This window comes from Paenibacillus sp. D2_2 (assembly GCF_031199965.1).
Classification (GTDB): domain Bacteria; phylum Bacillota; class Bacilli; order Paenibacillales; family Paenibacillaceae; genus Fontibacillus.
This window is the reverse complement of sequence record NZ_CP133605.1, coordinates 1,048,875-1,066,156: the sequence shown is the minus strand read 5'-3', so window position 1 is coordinate 1,066,156 and position 17,282 is coordinate 1,048,875. Positions and strand designations below refer to the sequence as shown.

17 protein-coding genes and 2 pseudogenes are annotated in these 17,282 nt (G+C 47.0%); 3 read left to right on the top strand and 16 right to left on the bottom strand.

Annotated features, from left to right (window positions below; genetic code table 11):
- Positions 1-26: 26 nt before the first annotated feature.
- The 4 genes from RE628_RS05235 to RE628_RS05220 are packed head-to-tail and all read right to left on the bottom strand — an operon-like array spanning position 27 to position 3,322.
- Entirely contained in the window at positions 27-1,028 is a 1,002-nt protein-coding gene (locus RE628_RS05235; protein ID WP_309157738.1) for an SMI1/KNR4 family protein, read from the bottom strand.
- A gap of 32 nt (positions 1,029-1,060) precedes the next feature.
- Positions 1,061-1,255, bottom strand: coding sequence for a hypothetical protein (locus RE628_RS05230; protein ID WP_309157737.1), 195 nt, complete (start codon positions 1,253-1,255; stop codon positions 1,061-1,063).
- A 58-nt stretch (positions 1,256-1,313) separates the two neighbouring features.
- Positions 1,314-2,765: a hypothetical protein gene (locus tag RE628_RS05225; RefSeq protein WP_309157736.1), complete on the bottom strand. Its 1,452-nt coding sequence runs from the start codon at positions 2,763-2,765 to the stop codon at positions 1,314-1,316.
- Between the two features lie 35 nt (positions 2,766-2,800).
- Positions 2,801-3,322: a hypothetical protein gene (locus tag RE628_RS05220; protein ID WP_309157735.1), complete on the bottom strand. Its 522-nt coding sequence runs from the start codon at positions 3,320-3,322 to the stop codon at positions 2,801-2,803.
- Between the two features lie 126 nt (positions 3,323-3,448).
- Here RE628_RS05220 and RE628_RS05215 point away from each other — a divergent pair, with 126 nt between their 5' ends.
- Positions 3,449-4,393, top strand: coding sequence for a MerR family transcriptional regulator (locus tag RE628_RS05215; protein WP_309157734.1), 945 nt, complete (start codon positions 3,449-3,451; stop codon positions 4,391-4,393).
- Positions 4,394-4,423: 30 nt separating this feature from the next.
- Here RE628_RS05215 and RE628_RS05210 read toward each other — a convergent pair whose 3' ends face one another.
- Positions 4,424-5,878 carry an alpha/beta hydrolase family protein gene (locus tag RE628_RS05210; RefSeq protein WP_309157733.1) on the bottom strand — a complete coding sequence of 485 codons (1,455 nt, stop codon included), beginning with the start codon at positions 5,876-5,878 and terminating at the stop codon, positions 4,424-4,426.
- A gap of 232 nt (positions 5,879-6,110) precedes the next feature.
- Here RE628_RS05210 and RE628_RS05205 point away from each other — a divergent pair, with 232 nt between their 5' ends.
- Both RE628_RS05205 and RE628_RS05200 read left to right on the top strand, forming a co-directional pair.
- Complete coding sequence (locus tag RE628_RS05205; protein WP_309157732.1) at positions 6,111-6,626, top strand: MerR family transcriptional regulator; 516 nt, start codon at positions 6,111-6,113, stop codon at positions 6,624-6,626.
- A complete protein-coding gene (locus tag RE628_RS05200; RefSeq protein ID WP_309157731.1) occupies positions 6,623-7,018 on the top strand; it encodes a hypothetical protein in 396 nt (131 codons plus the stop codon). The genes RE628_RS05205 and RE628_RS05200 overlap by 4 nt, the downstream gene beginning before the upstream one ends.
- Before the next feature lie 51 nt (positions 7,019-7,069).
- Here RE628_RS05200 and RE628_RS05195 read toward each other — a convergent pair whose 3' ends face one another.
- From RE628_RS05195 to RE628_RS05145, 11 genes and pseudogenes are all read right to left on the bottom strand, one after another.
- The gene (locus tag RE628_RS05195) at positions 7,070-7,546 is read right to left on the bottom strand and encodes an alpha/beta hydrolase (protein ID WP_309159372.1); all 477 of its coding nucleotides are present in this window, start codon (positions 7,544-7,546) and stop codon (positions 7,070-7,072) included.
- A complete protein-coding gene (locus RE628_RS05190) occupies positions 7,471-8,202 on the bottom strand; it encodes an alpha/beta hydrolase family protein (protein ID WP_309159371.1) in 732 nt (243 codons plus the stop codon). Before RE628_RS05190 ends, RE628_RS05195 begins: the two co-directional genes overlap by 76 nt.
- Positions 8,129-8,503, bottom strand: a complete 375-nt coding sequence (locus tag RE628_RS05185) for a hypothetical protein (RefSeq protein ID WP_309157730.1) — start codon at positions 8,501-8,503, stop codon at positions 8,129-8,131. The genes RE628_RS05190 and RE628_RS05185 overlap by 74 nt, the downstream gene beginning before the upstream one ends.
- A 189-nt stretch (positions 8,504-8,692) precedes the next feature.
- Positions 8,693-10,093, bottom strand: a complete 1,401-nt coding sequence (locus tag RE628_RS05180) for an MATE family efflux transporter (protein WP_309157729.1) — start codon at positions 10,091-10,093, stop codon at positions 8,693-8,695.
- Between the two features lie 161 nt (positions 10,094-10,254).
- Complete coding sequence (locus RE628_RS05175; protein ID WP_309157728.1) at positions 10,255-10,974, bottom strand: PIG-L family deacetylase; 720 nt, start codon at positions 10,972-10,974, stop codon at positions 10,255-10,257.
- The gene (locus RE628_RS05170) at positions 10,971-11,282 is read right to left on the bottom strand and encodes a DUF1806 family protein (protein ID WP_309157727.1); all 312 of its coding nucleotides are present in this window, start codon (positions 11,280-11,282) and stop codon (positions 10,971-10,973) included. Before RE628_RS05170 ends, RE628_RS05175 begins: the two co-directional genes overlap by 4 nt.
- 609 nt (positions 11,283-11,891) lie before the next feature.
- The gene (locus RE628_RS05165) at positions 11,892-13,193 is read right to left on the bottom strand and encodes a pyrimidine-nucleoside phosphorylase (RefSeq protein WP_309157726.1); all 1,302 of its coding nucleotides are present in this window, start codon (positions 13,191-13,193) and stop codon (positions 11,892-11,894) included.
- Positions 13,194-13,469: 276 nt separating this feature from the next.
- A pseudogene (deoD, locus tag RE628_RS05160) lies at positions 13,470-14,176 on the bottom strand (purine-nucleoside phosphorylase).
- A gap of 22 nt (positions 14,177-14,198) precedes the next feature.
- A pseudogene (gene deoB / locus RE628_RS05155) lies at positions 14,199-15,380 on the bottom strand (phosphopentomutase).
- A 171-nt stretch (positions 15,381-15,551) separates the two neighbouring features.
- The gene (locus tag RE628_RS05150) at positions 15,552-16,730 is read right to left on the bottom strand and encodes a NupC/NupG family nucleoside CNT transporter (protein ID WP_309157725.1); all 1,179 of its coding nucleotides are present in this window, start codon (positions 16,728-16,730) and stop codon (positions 15,552-15,554) included.
- Positions 16,731-16,817: 87 nt separating this feature from the next.
- On the bottom strand, positions 16,818-17,216 hold the full coding sequence (locus RE628_RS05145; RefSeq protein ID WP_309157724.1) for a cytidine deaminase: 399 nt from the start codon (positions 17,214-17,216) through the stop codon (positions 16,818-16,820).
- Between the last annotated feature and the right edge of the window lie 66 nt (positions 17,217-17,282).

Below are 17,282 nucleotides of genomic sequence, written 5' to 3'. Positions count from 1 at the left end.
GATTCAGATGCTTCTTACACTCTGGCTTAATACTCGATTTCATCCATCAGACTCAAATTCCGGTTCGACTCGCGCAGCAAATCTGTAAAGGAACCGGCAACATAATAGACAAAATCCGGGTCATGCACATAACTGATAATCTGCCCATATGTGCCTTGGTCGGAAGGATCAAGGTCAAGCATTAAATATAGAGAGCCACCAGCCATCGTCGCAAACGGAAACCATTTTCTATAAAACAAATAAGGCTTAATCTCCGGGGCTAGCTCCTGAATCTCTTCTTCGGAATAATACTGTGCCAACAGCTCATCCCGTTCGCAGAAATAGCCCTTGGTCTTTTCCATTTCATCCAGGGACATTAAGTAATAAGGAACACACTCTTCCGTTTCGGCATCCCCCGGATATAAAATGTGAAACGCATATCCACTGCCGTCCTTGCGGCGATAGAAGCTGCGGAAATCCTCAGGCAGTAGCACATCGAATTTCCTCTCAAACGCGGCCAGTCTCTCTTCATCCGCTCCTACCCGCTCCTTGTACTCGCCATGCAGCTCCTGGATTTCAGCCTCTACTACTTTCTCCTGAAGCAAATCATCAAGCTCTGCCATCAGCGGTTCAAGCTGCTCTGAGACATATTCGTGATAGCCCCAAAATGCTTCTTCCTCGCCGCCGTTATCTAGCAAAGTCATAACGGCATAGGAGATCAAATCAAGCCAATTCTCCATACGTTCTACTTGCTCATCGGTAATCAAACCGTTCGAACGCAGCATCCCTTCTGGTTCCACCGCCCAGGCACGTCCAAGCTTACAAATAGTCCACAAGCAAGATATAATCTCACGATCTAGCGCAGGCTCCCCAAGCTTAGCGGCAAGCGCGCGAATAACAACCATCATTTCATGCAGATTTGCTTCCTTTAGCTCACCCTGGAACGGCCGGAGACAGCCCAGGAACCCATTTTCTGCTTTTGGCAAATCCACATCATCATGCGCAAAAGCGTGGCATTTCAACAGGCGAACAGCATTTGAAATATCCATGTTCATCCCCTCCCCAGTCTCATACACAGGATTTAATTCACAGCATAATTCACAATAACTGCTTCACGCTTATGCTCATCATAGGCGATCCATAGCTCATCCCCAATTTCAACCCCATACACGGGTTCGATCGACTGTTCGATCAGATATTCGTCGTCTCCTCGCTGGACAGTAATACGGGCTAACGGGCGGTCTCCGGTCGTACCGGTAAATTCTACGGATGTCACCTTCCCGCCTCCATGTCTTCCTTGAAGCAGACGCACTTCTCTATCAAGCTCCTCTTTCTCACAGATACTTGGATGATAGAGCCAGCCTGCACATTAAGCCCCGAGGTACGAACTCACTGTTCACCTTGCGGATCCGCTCCTGTCCATGACTGATCAGCACCTCAAGCACCATTAACTGTCGATCTTGAATCGTAACCCCGCACGGCTGAATTCGTGTAATCTCCCCCTGAAGTGTAAGTCTCTCCGCCGTACTCCGGGCTCGTGTCGATACACTTCCATATTCGAGCAGACGAGTAAGCCCTCCAATCTGGATTAGCGATGCCCTCTCCCCTATTCGGTATTCGAACCCTGCCGCCTGTGTGACAGGAACAGAATATGCATTGCCAGCATCTTCAAAATGAAGCATCAGTGCACTTCCCCGCTGCGCTTTTCCAATAAAATCAATCTTAGTCAGCACTGCATTCTCAATGGTATTCGGCTTCTCATCTTCCACCACATCCGCTGTATTAAGAATTATAGCTTTGTTCTTGTTGCGGTTATAACTAATGAGAATCTGACCCCCAACTTGTATACGGTCTATATGAGAAATGACCTTCTTAATCGCGACTTCCTTCGTCTGGCCTTCATCCTGGAAACGTACAATGAAACGAATCTGTGGCTGGTTGTTGATATACGTTCCTGTCTCGGACATCTGCGTGATCGTTCCTGTGAGGGTAATCCCCTGTTCTAATCCTCGTCTATGCTTCACCCGCAATATCGGCGGTAAAATGGCCAATGCACCGAACAGAACGAGCGGAATGATGATCCAGATTACCCAGTTGATAATTAGGCCGTCTCCTTGCTTGAAGTAATTCAGAAAGGTTTGGAAGGATCTATGGTTTTCTTCCCTATGATGCTGCCATTGCTGGACTTTCTCTTGGTAGAGAAGTCCGAACGCTCCCTCACGCACATTCATCCATGCGGTAGAAGCTGACGCGTTGGAGTAATACAATATGTCGTCTCCGGCATCCTTATAGAAATGCAGCTTCGAATCACTCAGATTGTCGTAAGAAAGTATTGACACGATCGCCGATACATCCATAAATTGCTTCGTCTTTTCATTGTACAGATATCCAAGAACGTGCCCTTCTGCCTCATCCTTCGTGTTGGAGCCAGCAATCAGGGTCTCCTCATCGTTCAGCAGATACAGCTTCGCCTGGTACACTGGCATCGGAGTTGGCAGTACAGTGCCCCATTTCTTTGCTGCCGCATCATAATATCGGACCTGCTCGGGATATTCGGAATCCACTTTAAGCAGACTAGTCTGGTCCCAGTTATACTGTTTTGCAAATTGGTAAGCAGCACGGTGTTCTGCATCGAACGAGTTCTCTTCATCCTTTTGGACATATGTTAGTGGAAGCCCTTGATCGTTCAGCACCCCGCTCACATATGCCGTCCTGCCATCATGAAGATCTACTTCGAACATCGGCATAGCCGCACTGCTCTCGAAGCTCCCCTGAACCGGCCGCATATATGTTGGTCTAGATGGTAGCAGGTTCTCATCCTTCAGATCAACCTTCTGTAGTCTCCCCTGATTGACCTCTGCAATATAGGGAGTTTTATCCCCCTCTTCCCCATGGCTATCACTTTCCCCCGCCAGGAGAACACATTATTATTTACAAATCCAGAGAACTCCAGGTTTCCTTGAGCCAGTTCTTGCACGCCGCCTTCAGAATCGATCATATTCATCTCAAGCTGGTCTTCAGCATTATTCGTCACCAGAATCAAGCGACCATTTTGATATGCTGATACGATCTGGCTATGTATATTAGAATAGAGGGGCATCTCCTTAATAAGCTTCTCTGTTTTAACATCGTAAAGCTCACCCTTCAGTCCGCTATCATCATCATGCGTGATCCCAAGAACTTTATTGCCACGGTCCAGAAAGAACAGTTCTCGTTCGGATGTAAGCTCCCTATTCAAGTTAGCATCAAGTTGATCCGTGTAATCCACCCAAACCATAATACTTAAAATAATGGTCGGAATAAAAAACACCAGATTAAACAGCAGGGGAATTCTTCTCTTCATCCGATCCTCTCCCTATCTCTCTATGTAGAAACCTTCCTTTTATAGGTATATTTATTATATCATAGCAGAATAGCCTTACCTCCGTTATGGGGCGCAGGTCGTATAATACAACAGGGGGTGTCATCATTGGACAAGACATATTCCATCGGAGAAGCCGCAAAAATGACCGGAACTACCATCAAAACCGTCCGTTACTATGACACGGTCGGACTGCTTCGGCCCACAGAATATACGGAGGGCGGACATCGGTTGTACACATCTTCCGATCTATGGCGCTTAGAGCTAATTACAACCCTGCGTTACCTGGATTTCGGGATCGATGAGATTAAACAGATGCTCTCTGGCGAGATACCGCTGGACAACGCACTCGACTGGCAGATTGAATCTATAGAGACACAAATGAGCACACTCGCGAATATGTTATCCATTCTGCGGCAAGCGAAGGAGCAGGAAGAGACTTCCTTGCAATATATTTATGATCTGGTGACCACGCGAGCCGTCAACACAGAGAAACGCCAGCAATTTATCCTTGAAAAAGTAGAAGAGTCCCAATTGTTAGAGGGCATTCCGGTGGAATGGAGAAACCCATTTCTGTACAACTTTAACAAACATATTATCAATCAAACGAAAATATCGGCCAAACAAACGATTGCTTGGCATGAATTGCAGGAGCTCCTGAACGATCCTCAGTTTATAGCCGACCTTAAAAACCATGAATTTCTATTCTTCAACATGGTCCAGCGTCCTCATTATGATGCAGCAAGATGGGTCAAGAAGCTTGAAGAAATTCACAATCGGTTAAATACGGCGTTGATGCAAAAGCAATCTGCCGAAAGTCCTTACGTTCAAAAGATTGTCGAGGACACGGCCATGCTATATGCGAGCTCTGGACAATCCGTGATCCAGGAGGATTTTTTTCGCTACTTTGCCGAATATTCGCAGCATCCGAGAACAGAACGAATCGAACGGTTCAGCACACTATGTTCTACTTTGAGTCCCAAATTCCGCTTGTTCGCAAAAGGAAACGAGTTATTGCTGCAAGGTATACAATGGAAACTTAAGCAGCTGTAATCAACAAAAAAAGCCGAGGGCAAACAGCCCTCAGCCTTTCTGCAATGAAAACTCCGGATGGTCACCGATATTCTGATCCAGTAATTTAAGCGGCTGTTGCTTCAAATAATGGTCAAAGAAATCCAGCGTGTAATCGTTAATCAACTGATGTACGCTTCTTACATCGACGCCCTCCATCTTCTTATATAATGGTGACATCAAATACATATCTGTAAAACCCATATGCTTCATGTTTTTGATGGTCATCCAATAGTTGCCGCCTATGGTTACGGACGCTTGCCGAGCAAATGTATCCGCAAAAAACTTGTCCAGTTCCTTCCGTGTTCTGCCTTCAGAAGCGATTTCCTCGTCGCTCATATGCGTAGTGCCAGCCAGAGAACCGTCCGCACTCATCAACAGGAACGGCTTCTTCAATCCATCGGCCGGAATCCGAAGCTTGCCATATAGCCCACCATCCATATTGATCGCTGCTTTGATTCGTGAATCCGTCATAAGCATTTGCGTGGTGGTTGCCCCTCCGAAGGAATGACCAAACATACCGATGCGCTCCAAATCCATCCGATCTGTAAATCGATGGTCTGGATCACTCTTGGCGAGTTTCTCGACTTGATCGAGCACAAACTTTGCATCCTCCACCCATTCCTCGTTGATTTTATCGAGATAGTCTATGGTATTGCTCTCTTGAGGAACAAAAGGCACAACACGGCCATCAGGGAACACCGATATCGTACTCCGGTACGTATGATCAATGCCCACCACGATATAACCATGGCTAACTAATTGCTCAATTTCGAATGTGTTTTGATTCTTCATCCCGTTTAAAGAATGCGAAAAAATAAGTACCGGATAAGCTTGTTCCTGATCCGATAATTCTGCCGCTTCAATCGCATGCGTTTTGACGTAGCCCATGCTCGTAAACAGTAGTTTTGGCATATGCAAAGCTGCGCTGTATTCCCCTGCAAAAATATCCGGGTGAGGAACGTGAGGTGCCTTTTTTCCCCTCGCGCCTTCACTCGCTGGATACCAAATCTGTATCATCAACTCTCGTTTATCGCCTGGTTCGGGTGTATGGAGCTCCTCCCGCCCCTCATCTTTCCAAGCATAGGATACGGTTCCTATTTTGTATGGACCTGTCGGTTTCTCAAAGGAAAATACCGGAAGCAAGAGCGGCAAAGCCACGGCAATGCAGGAGTAAAGTACAGCCAACGCCGTTATCAGAGTTAATCGGATTCGGGATGTTTTCTTTTCTGCTTTTTTTGATTTGCTAAAATGCCTTACGGTCAGGAGCACGATCGGAATAAGCGTAATCCCATAGACCGGAATCATTTGCCACCGCATGCCTTCAATAAGCCCATGCAGCAGTACGAATAGCGCTGAAATGCCGGCGCTTAGGATTAATCCTCGCTGTGATCTGTTCCTGGCGAATATCAACCAACCCAGCAATAAAATATTCAAGATTGCGGACAACATTTCAAAAGTCCTCATAACAAATAAAACCTCCTCTTTTCTGTTCCATCTGCTTGCTGAATCCAAGCATAAAACCTCCCCTAAGGGGACATTCAACACTCATTTTTCAAACCGCAAGGACAGGTGTATACTGGAACGAATCAAGGATAATAACGTAGAAGACTGGAGGCCTTTGAATCGACGTACATAATCTGATTTAAACAGGGGGTATCATGTGGGCAAGAAATATCTTATCGGCGAAGTTGCAAAAATGACTGGGTCTAGCGTCAAAACGATCCGTTACTACGACGAAATCGGACTGCTCAAACCTACTGAATATACGGAAGGCGGGCATCGACTGTATTCGGTAGATGATATATGGCGTTTAGAACTCATTACCACATTGCGTTACTTAGATTTTGGTATCGACGAGATTCATCAGTTAATTGCGGGAGAACTAACCGTGGAGAAAGCGCTGGCGTGGCAGATCGAGTCCCTGGAGACACAGGCGAACACAATCGCGAATATGATATCCATCTTGCGTCAAGCAGAGGCGCATGGTGACGATTCACTCCATTACATCCACGATTTAGTGAACGCTCGGACCATCAATATCGAGAATCGTAAACAGTTTATCGCGGATAAAGTTGAGGAGGCGAATCTATTTGAGGGCATCCCGAGCGAGTGGAGAGACCCTCTTTATATCATTTCAACAAGTTCGTCGTCCATCATCCCAAGACTTCGGCCAAGCAGGCAGCCGCCTGGCAGGAACTGCAAGATCTCATGAACGATCCTCAATTTATCGCGGATCTCAAGCAAGTCGAGCTGGGTTTCTCACAGATTGTGCAACAGCCTCGCTATAATGCTGCTACCTGGAGAAATAAACTGGAGCATATTCATGATCGGTTGAATCATGCATGGAAGAATAAATGTACTGCGGGCAGCAAGGTTGTACAGTCCATTGTGGAAGATATGGCCATGCTCTACACGAATTCAGATCAGATTGACCCTGATGAAGACTTCTTCCAACATTATGTCGAATATTTCGAGAGCACCCAGACCAAGCATCTGGAACGGTGCAATACGTTATGCGCCATCATCAGTCCACAGTACCACCAGCTGTATAAAGGGAACCTCCTTTTGTATCAGGGCATCCAATGGAGGCTTCGGCAGAACTAAGCGAACCATCGAGGGCCAAGCGCCCTCAATGATTCCAATGTCCAATGTGACTTAACCTTTTTGCAGAGTGAAATCCGGATGTTCACCGATGTTCTGCTCTAGCAGCTGCAATGGCTGGTGCTTCAAATAATGGTTGAAAAAATCCAGGGAGTACGCGTTAATAAGTCGGTGAGCCTGCCGTACATCCACGCCCTCCATCTCCTCAAACAGTGGCGAGAGCAGGTACAAATCCGTAAAGCCCATATGCGTCATATGATTGAGCTTCATCCAGTAGTTGCCGCCTTCGTCTACATGCTCGTACCGTGCAATCAGTTCCTCCATCATCTGTCTGAGTTCGGGTTCTTCAATTAGCTGCACGCTATTGAGCGATCCATCCGCACTCATCATGAGGAACGGCTTCTCTAACCCTCCTGCCGGAATCCGCTGCTTGCCGTACAAGATGCCATCCAGATTCACGGCTGCTTTGATCCTCTCATCCTCCATGAGCATCTGCGTACTCGTTGCTCCGCCAAAGGAATGACCGAACATCCCCACATTCTGCAGATCCATTCGTCCTGTAACCGGTTATCGGGATCGTTCTTCGCCAGCTTCTCCACTTGATCGAGCACAAACTTCGCGTCTTCTACCCATCCAGGATTGGCTTGATCCAGGTAGGTGCCTGAGTTCAAATCCTGCTGCACATAAGGAGCCACCCGACCATCTGCAAAGACAGATGCTGTGCTGCTGTATGTGTGGTCGATCCCAACCACGATATAACCATGACTTGCTAACTGCTCGACCTGGAAGGTGTTCTGATTCTTGTGTCCACTAAATCCATGGGAGAACAAGAGTACTGGATAGGTCGATTCCTCCTGAGACAGTTCAGCAGACTCGATAGCATGCGTCTTCACATAGCCGAACGTTGTGAACAAAGCCTTCGGTAGATTCAGAATCGTACTGAATCCCTCGGCGAAAACATCCGCGTTTGAAATGTAAGGTGCTGTACGGCCTTTTGCCTGTGAATCGGCAGGGTACCAGATCTGCACCATCAACTCACGTTTATCACCAGGATCCGATGTAAAGGTCTCTTCCCGTTGTTCATCCTTCCAATCATAAGTAACCGTACCAACCTTATACGGGCCTGTAGGCTGCTCGAATGTGAAGACCTGGCAATAATATTGGCAGCGCGATGGCGATAGCTGAATATAGTACGGCCAGAACCATCGTGAATATCCATCGAATACGTGATCTTTTCTTATTGCCATCCTTCTCTTTCAACGGTTTGAATAACCGCCTGCATGCCAACACCAGAATTGGGAGCAAAGTCAAGGCATAGACCGGGATCATCTGCCAACGCATGCCTTCAACGATCCCATGCACCAGTACGACAATAGCAGAAGCACCAAATCCAATGAGCAGTCCTCGCTGTGTCTTGGTTCTCGCAAATATGATCCAACCGAGCAATAAAACATTTAAGATCGTTAATACCATTTCAATAGATCTCATAAATATAAAACCTCCTTGTATACTGTTCTTGCTGCTTGCTCGAACCAAGCATACAACCTCCAGTAGCTGGAGGTTCAACCCCTAGAAATCAAAAAAATCGCCGATGCCCTTAATCCGAGCATCAGCGACTTTGCAATTATGAGAGAATAAAATATTACAGATGACCTCAATCCATAACAGGCGTTCCGATTAAATCAACTTACGGCTGTACCACTTCTCGCCTTTGAAACGCCACATAAACATCGAGCCCCGAACGACCCATTCCGTAACCATGGCGATCCATACCCCCATGATTCCGAAGCCAAATGTAATTCCGAGCAAATACCCTAGTATGACACGAAGCAGCCACATCGAGAGCAGCGAGGAGATCGAGGTGAAATTGGAATCACCAGCAGCCCGCAGCGCCGATGGCGTAATGAAACTAAACGACCAGAACAATGGCTGTGCAATAGCAATTAGAACGGTTAACTGGAAGATCGTCGGTATGATCTCCGCAGGTGGGGAGAACAGTCTGACGATTAACGGGAACAACGGCAATAGAATGATATCTGCAATTATGAAGAAAACAGTAGACAATCCGAGGAATGACTTAACATACTTCCTGGCGTCAGCGATATTCCTTCGTCCGATGCATTGACCAACTACGGTAACAACAGCGATACTCAAAGCGTTGGCCCCAATCTGGAAAAGTAGCGAAATGGAGCCGCTAATCGCATTCACTGTAATAGCCAATGTTCCTAGCTGTACGATAAAGGTCTGCGTTAACAGCTTACCCCCGTTAAAGAACATCTGCTCCGCTGCAAACGGAACCCCAATGATCATAATTTTCTTCAAAATGGACCAATTCAACCGAATAGCATTCTGGATACGGAAACGCAGTGTCTGGTTGTATTTCAGCAAATAGATCAGCGAAGTAACCATACCCAATATCCGAGCCGTTAGCATTGAAATAATCAGCCCCATTACCCCCATGTCTAGAACCGTGATAAACAACACGTTCAGAACCAGGAAAGTAATGTTCATGATCAACGACAGACCGAGACATGCCTTGGTCTCTGCTACGCCACGAAGTGCTCCGTTAACCGCTTGAAATATAGCTATGAACGGGTAAGAGATACAGCTGCCGATCAAGTAAATCTTCGCGCTCTGAAGCACGTCCGCATCCGCTCGACCAAACAGCAAATTTATAGTTGGTACATGAAAAATAACGACAAATGCACTGATGAATACTGATATAATCGCTACCGCAGATATAGCTTGAGCGGCAGATTTAGAGACCATCTCATTGTCCCCTCTGCCCTTATATTGCGCCACTATGACCGTTCCGCCGGTAGCCACAGCGACGAACACGTTAATGAGGAAAATATTCAGCGAATCGACCATGCTCACGGCACTAACCGCAGCGACCCCGGAGGAGCTGATCATTGCTGTATTCAATAAGCTCATCAAAATAATAAAAGCCTGGTCAACCAGGATTGGAATAATGATCGCTATAATTTGTTTATAATCGAGGACTTCCCCCGTAAAATACTTATTCAGCAGAAATACCGATTTCCGCTTGAAGCTAGACATGGTACTGGCACTATTCATCGCATTATCACTTCTTTGGCATTATTTCTGTCCAATTGCTTCTTCTCTTAAAAAAGGGTTATGCCGTCCTATTATACCACTCTTGTTGAAAGAATGAAGTGATATACATGAACTATCATGAAAACAACATTTTCGCGTAGAAAAGAGGCCAAAAAGGCCTCTTATTCGTGAAATAAGTCATAGGGATTCCGGCGGTCCGAAGACAGTGGCTCCGCTTGGATAAAATACTCAGATGCCCCAAAACGGGCCAGCGCCTCATGATCTGGCTGCCATACCCATTCGTCGATCTCTGACTGACAGCGATGCGCACGGAATGCAGCCAACTTCGCTTCTAAATGAGCGGACACATCGATTTTTACAATATCGTTCCGGGTATATCCATAGCGCTCTGGCCGCTCCATTCTATTACCAAACGATATATAGTATAAAGAGTCCTGCTTACCAGCTCGACGGCATGCCGCTGTAGTCACCTTGCCGATCGCGCAATGATCCGGGTGGCCTCCTAGCGTCTCATGGAAAGTGAGTACGACGTCAGGAGTGGTATCGTGTATAATCCCCTCAATCCGGGAAATTAATTGCTCCTCATCGATGAACTCCACCGTCTTATCGCGAATGTCCAGAAATTGCAGCTGCTGAATACCAAGACAGTCACAGGCATTACGTAGCTCCCGCTCACGCGCTGCGGCAATCGTCTCCCGATTTAGATAAGGGGGATTCCCCATGCGCCGTCCCATCTCACCTCTCGTTGCACTGACAAGTGTAATCTGAACTCCCTCACTTGCGTATTTAGCAAGAGTTCCTCCGCAGATGAAAGTCTCATCATCCGGGTGCGCGAGTACCAGCAGCAGCTTGCGGGACTCTTCTTGATCATGACTGCTCATTCTGGGAAAGCCTCCCTTCCCAAATGGAGAGCGACATCCATTCTTCCCTTGTCATCAAAACCGGCCAACAGCAACCGCCCCTGATCATCCACCTCGTAATCGGTAAGTGCCTCCATTCGAAGCCAGCCATCTCCGTTGAATCGCAGTGCCACACGATACGTCCCTTCCCCGGCAATATGAGCCTCCGTCAACTGTACCGAAAAATTGCGAACGAACATATACGATGTCGCCTCACTATGCACATAAACCTTCGCCCCAACCAACCTGCGAAGTTCCTTCTCGACCTCTAATCTGTCGATTTTCATCATGCTGAATTACCTTCTTTGTATTTTTACTAGTAGCTTTATATATTATAGCAGGCTTTAAATCTATGTATCTATAGAGGAATACGACAAATCATATACAAACCATTTGCAACATAGCCAGGCTTCTATATGCTGAATGTACGCTCTGAAATACAATATTCTCTCCGTATAGATGGATGATCGACATTCTATGAAGAACCCCTGCACTCTAACGGAACTCTAACGAAACTGACAATCGCTATTCAGGCAAAATTGGATGCTAAAAAATTCTAACGAAACAGGATATCGTTATTTCACAAATTTGCAGGGTTTTGGCCTGTTTTGGAGCCGAATAACGTTATGGAGTTTCGTTAGACTTATAATTGCCTCGATTTCGCGGCAATAGCGTGTCACAGTTTCGTTAGCGTTTCTAGCGATAAGCCAGCTAGCGACCGACCTCCGTCATGCAGCGAACACCACGCCTCGCCTAGGAACAATGCGCAATAATAGCAAAGTAAAGAAAAAGCGAGCAGAATGCCAGGCTAACTGCCTGTATTCTGCTCGCTTTTCGCGCTTGCGTGTCTTTGTATCCCATTGGGAGCCTAGAGGTTACTAATAAACGTTTCCCCGCTGTTACTCCGTCACAATCTCATGCACCAGCACCGGTGCATCAGCATGATTAGCGACGCGGATGTTAGCGTAGATCTTCTCGATAACATCGTCTACTTTCTCGCGGTTCGCATGGATCGTTACCAGCGATTCGCCCGCCTTCACGGCGTCACCGATCTTCTTGTTCAGCATCAGACCAACAGCAAGGTCAATCTCAGATTCCTTGGTTGCACGGCCTGCGCCAAGTAGCATAGCTGCCGTTCCGATCTCGTCGGCAACGATCTCGGCTACAATGCCGTCTTCACGTGCAGGAACCTCGATCCGGTAAGCGGCCTGAGGCAATTTCTCCGGATGATCTACAACCTCCGGATCACCGCCTTGGTTCGCGATAAATTCCTTGAACTTATCCAATGCTTTACCGTTGTGGATGACTTCCTTCAGTTGCTCCTCTGCATCCTCTAACGAAGAAGCTCTACCGGCGAGGTACACCATTTGTCTACCAAGAGCAAAGCACAGTTCCTCGAGATCTTCCGGTCCATGACCGCGCAGTGTATCGATCGCTTCCTGTACCTCCAGGGAGTTACCGATCGCACGGCCAAGCGGCTGGCTCATATCCGAGATAACAGCCATCGTCTTGCGTCCGACATTGTTACCGATGCTAACCATCGCATGCGCTAATTCTTTCGCATCCTCCGGTGTCTTCATGAAGGCGCCTGCGCCTGTCTTCACATCAAGTACGATAGCATCCGATCCGGCTGCAATCTTCTTACTCATAATGGAGCTAGCGATCAACGGAATCGAGTTAACGGTTGCCGTAACATCACGCAATGCATACAGCTTTTTGTCTGCCGGGGTAAGGTTGCCCGTCTGGCCGATTACTGCGATCTTGTGATTGTTGACCAAGCTCACAAATTCGTCTTTACTGATCTCAACATGGAAGCCTTCGATCGATTCCAGCTTGTCGATTGTACCACCTGTATGTCCAAGTCCACGTCCAGACATCTTCGCTACCGGAATATCCAATGCAGCAACGAGTGGCGCCAGAACCAGGGTCGTTGTGTCGCCCACGCCGCCGGTAGAGTGCTTATCCACCTTAATGCCTTCGATCGCCGACAGATCAATTGTATCCCCGGAATTCACCATAGCCATCGTCAGATCGGCCCGCTCCCGCTCCGTCATGTCGCGGAAAAATATAGCCATCGCGAAGGCACTCATCTGATAGTCCGGAATGCTCCCGTTCGTGTAACCTTCAATAATAAAGTTGATCTCCTCTGTCGTCAGCTCTTTGCCGTCCCGTTTCTTCGCAATCAAATCAACCATTCTCATTATCGATTTCCTCGCTCTCCAAGAGTATTGTTGTATGTCCTGATGTATGTCCCAAGCTCTTACTAATGTTGAACTAATGATTGTACGGAAGAAGGCAGCCGGGTGTAATGTTCTTCCGATCGCTGTTGCTCACAGATTTCTTTGATTTACTAGAATCCAACAAGGTAGAAATCCGTTCACAAAGGCGAACGCTACGCTTCTCCAGAATCATTTCACCCTCTTGCCTAATCCCTGCTCTTTCTTTAGTTCAACATTTAAAGTTGTATTGACGATATCTTATAGAGAAATAGCTGTCTCCAAAGCAACCTCCATCATATCGTTGAAGGTCGTCTGACGCTCTTCCGACGTTGTCTCTTCCCCAGTCAGCAAATGGTCACTAACGGTCAGAATCGTTAATGCATTAACACCGTATTTGGCAGCCAGAGAATACAGAGCAGTAGTCTCCATCTCCACTGCAAGCACGCCATAATCCATTAGTTTCTGTACAATGGATTTATCATCGCGATAGAACATATCCGAGCTGAAGATGTTACCAACATGCTGCGTTAACCCTTTGGCAGCGCCATTGTCATAAGCTGCCTTCAGCAGCGGGAAGCTAGCGATCGGGGAGAAGTCATATCCGCCGAATACGTGACGGTTCATGCTGGAGTCTGTACAGGATGCCTGTGCAAGCACAACATCGCGTACATGTACATGCTCCTGCATCGCGCCGCAGGTTCCTACCCGGAACAAATTTTTCACGCCATATTCACTGATAAGTTCATTGACATAAATGCTCGTAGTCGGAATCCCCATGCCTGTACCTTGCACCGAGATGCGTTTGCCTTTGTAGGTTCCGGTAAATCCCAGCATTCCTCGCACTTCGTTGTAGCAGGAAATGTCCTCGAAATAGGTCTCAGCGATGAATTTCGCTCGTAGCGGGTCCCTGGAAGTAATATCGTCTCTGCAATTTCGCCTTGCTTCGCACCAATGTGTACACTCATTTCTCGTTCCTCCAATGATCATTTATTTCAAATCAGCCAAAAAGCTCTCGCCGTATTTCGGAAGTGTAACATCAAAATTATCCGCAACAGTAGCGCCGATATCAGCAAAAGTACGACGCAGCGACAGCTCGCGTCCGCCGTCTTTGAATCGCGGCGAGTAAGCCAATAACGGTACATATTCCCGCGTATGGTCCGTTCCTTTGTAAGTCGGATCGTTACCATGGTCCGCTGTAATCAGGAGCAAGTCGTCCTCACCTAGCTTAGCGAATACCTCTGGCAGGCGAGCATCGTATTCCTCCAGCGCTTGGCCATAGCCTTGCGGATCGCGGCGATGTCCGAACAAAGCATCGAAGTCAACCAGATTAATGAAGCTAAGTCCATTAAATGGCTCATCCAATGTAGCGACCAATTTATCCATACCGTCCATATTAGACTTGGTTCTGATCGCCTTCGTAATACCTTCACCGTCATAAATATCGGAAATTTTGCCCAGAGCAATAACATCATAACCTTGATCCTTCAACTCATTCATCGTCGTGCGGCCAAAAGGCTTGAGCGCATAATCATGGCGATTTGACGTACGCGTGAAGTTTCCAGGCTCACCCACGAACGGACGGGCGATAATTCTTCCCAGCATATAAGGATCATCTCTTGTGATCTCACGGCAAAATTCGCAAATCTCATACAATTCCTTAAGTGGAACGATCTCTTCATGAGCAGCAATTTGTAGAACAGAATCAGCAGACGTATATACAATTAACGCTCCGGTCTTCACATGCTCTTCCCGAGCTCTTTAATAATCTCTGTACCGCTGGCTGGCTTATTTCCAATAACCTTGCGGCCAGGTCTTCTCTTCAATCCGTTTGATCAGTTCATCAGGGAAACCGTCCGGAAACACGCGAAACGGAGTATCGATATAAAGGCCCATAATCTCCCAGTGACCTGTCATTGTATCCTTACCGCGGGAAGTCTCCTGCATTTTACAATAATAAGCCATCGGCTTGTCCGCCACCTCTACCCCCTGTATCTGGCGGATATTAGACAATCCTAGCTTCGCCATATTAGGCATATTCAGTCCACCACATTGCTCAGCGATGTGCCCGTACGTATCCGCCCCTACATCGTCAAATTGCGCAGCGTCTGGAGCTTCTCCTATACCTACCGAGTCCATCACAATTAGGTGAATTCGTTTGAATGGTTTCATGTTGTTAATCCCCTTCCATGGATATTCATCTTTAAAGAGGTCGTTCAAAAAGTAAACGAACGGTTCACAGGAGTCCGCACCACACCACCTCGGTGCAGACACGCTGGAACCTCCCTTTACATTTAAAGGTAAACTAATTTGTTCGTTAATACAAACATCCTGAAAATTTGCTTACAGGAAGATACCAGCTACGATAGCGGACAATACGCTTACCATCGTCGCGCCATACAATAGACGCAGACCAAAACGCGCTACAACGTTGCCCTGCTTCTCATGTAGACCTTTCACAGCTCCGGCAATAATACCGATCGATGAGAAGTTTGCGAAGGAGACCAGGAAGATCGAGACAATCCCGATACTCTTCGGAGATAACGTCGTCATATTGCCCAGATCCAGCATAGCTACAAATTCATTTGCTACCATCTTCGTAGCCATAATACTTCCCGCATCAACGGCTTCCTTCCAAGGTACACCCATGAGGAAGGCGAATGGCGCGAATACATATCCTAGCAGCTGCTGGAAGGTAATTCCGAATATGCTGCCAAAAATGCCATTAACGAGAGCAATCAACGCGACGAAGCCAATCAGCATGGCGGCAACGACGATCGCCACTTTGAATCCATCCATAATATACTCGCCGAGCATTTCGAAGAAGGATTGCTTCTCCTCTTCCTGCACCTCGAGAATATCCTCTTCCTTGGACACTCTGTATGGATTCAGAATCGAGGCGATAATAAATCCGCCAAACAGGTTCAATACCAGCGCTGTAACGACATATCTTGGTTCAATCATCGTCATATAAGCGCCAACAATAGACATAGATACCGTTGACATCGCGGATGCGCATAGCGTATACAAGCGACGCTCCGGTAATAAACCGATCTGCTTCTTCACGGATATGAATACCTCGGATTGTCCCAGAATCGCAGAGGCAACCGCGTTATAGGATTCCAATTTACCCATACCGTTGATTTTACTTAACACTAGACCAATATACTTGATAATGAACGGCAATATCCTCGTATATTGTAAAATTCCGATTAACGCGGAAATAACTACGATGGGTAGCAGTACTGTCAAGAAGAACGGTGCTTGTCCTTCATTAGCAAGACCACCAAACACAAAGTTGACGCCTTCCGCGGCATAAGCGAGCAAGGATTCGAATATCGAGGCAAAGCCTCTAATCAGAAACTCGCCGACACTGGTATTGAGTAAAAGAAAGGCAAGAATGACCTGTAAAACGATCAGTTGCGCAAGCGGCCGATAGCGAATGTTACGCCGATCTTTACTCGTGATGTAAGTGAGGCCAAAGACTGCAAGCAGACCGATTATCGCAATAACATATTTCATGATGTTCCTCCCGCGCTTGTGCATGTTTGATTTATTAAATTAGTGTTTTCCTGTTACCGCTTACAAAATGCATAAAGGAGATGAAATTCATATCTCCTTATCCATGTCCGCAGCAGAGAATGCTCCAGGTAGTAAGCGGGACATCGACCATTCCTCCGTATGACCATGAAGATTCGTCAAATAAATTTTGGTATCGCTATCACAAAACTCTGCAAGTACCTGACGGCAGGCTCCACATGGCGATACCGGCCTTTCCGTATCTGCAACAACTGCGACAGCTTCAATCTTCTTCTTGCCTTCCGATACAGCCTTGAACACGGCAGTTCGCTCAGCACAATTAGTCAGACCGTAAGATGCATTCTCAATATTGCACCCGCGATAAATAACGCCGTCTGCCAATACCGCTGCTCCGACTTGAAAATGTGAGTACGGTGTATATGCTTGCTTACGTGCTTCCAATGCCTCTTGAATCAACTTATCCTTCATGGCGGATCCTCCTCATTAAGGCGTGCTAGAATGGAGTGTTGAGCATCCAGTGAAGCACGCCGTTAT

Bases quoted from the DNA above. Each gene is read 5' to 3' on its own strand.
- RE628_RS05185 (WP_309157730.1), bottom strand. From the start codon at position 8,503: ATGAGATCTATTGAAATGGTATTAACGATCTTAAATGTTTTATTGCTC.
- RE628_RS05200 (WP_309157731.1), top strand. From the start codon at position 6,623: ATGAACGATCCTCAATTTATCGCGGATCTCAAGCAAGTCGAGCTGGGT.
- RE628_RS05235 (WP_309157738.1), bottom strand. From the start codon at position 1,028: ATGGATATTTCAAATGCTGTTCGCCTGTTGAAATGCCACGCTTTTGCG.
- RE628_RS05220 (WP_309157735.1), bottom strand. From the start codon at position 3,322: ATGAAGAGAAGAATTCCCCTGCTGTTTAATCTGGTGTTTTTTATTCCG.
- RE628_RS05180 (WP_309157729.1), bottom strand. From the start codon at position 10,093: ATGAATAGTGCCAGTACCATGTCTAGCTTCAAGCGGAAATCGGTATTT.
- RE628_RS05145 (WP_309157724.1), bottom strand. From the start codon at position 17,216: ATGAAGGATAAGTTGATTCAAGAGGCATTGGAAGCACGTAAGCAAGCA.
- RE628_RS05170 (WP_309157727.1), bottom strand. From the start codon at position 11,282: ATGATGAAAATCGACAGATTAGAGGTCGAGAAGGAACTTCGCAGGTTG.
- RE628_RS05150 (WP_309157725.1), bottom strand. From the start codon at position 16,730: ATGAAATATGTTATTGCGATAATCGGTCTGCTTGCAGTCTTTGGCCTC.
- RE628_RS05195 (WP_309159372.1), bottom strand. From the start codon at position 7,546: ATGTTCGGTCATTCCTTTGGCGGAGCAACGAGTACGCAGATGCTCATG.
- RE628_RS05165 (WP_309157726.1), bottom strand. From the start codon at position 13,193: ATGAGAATGGTTGATTTGATTGCGAAGAAACGGGACGGCAAAGAGCTG.
- RE628_RS05175 (WP_309157728.1), bottom strand. From the start codon at position 10,974: ATGAGCAGTCATGATCAAGAAGAGTCCCGCAAGCTGCTGCTGGTACTC.
- RE628_RS05205 (WP_309157732.1), top strand. From the start codon at position 6,111: ATGACTGGGTCTAGCGTCAAAACGATCCGTTACTACGACGAAATCGGA.
- RE628_RS05225 (WP_309157736.1), bottom strand. From the start codon at position 2,765: ATGCGGCCGGTTCAGGGGAGCTTCGAGAGCAGTGCGGCTATGCCGATG.
- RE628_RS05210 (WP_309157733.1), bottom strand. From the start codon at position 5,878: ATGAGGACTTTTGAAATGTTGTCCGCAATCTTGAATATTTTATTGCTG.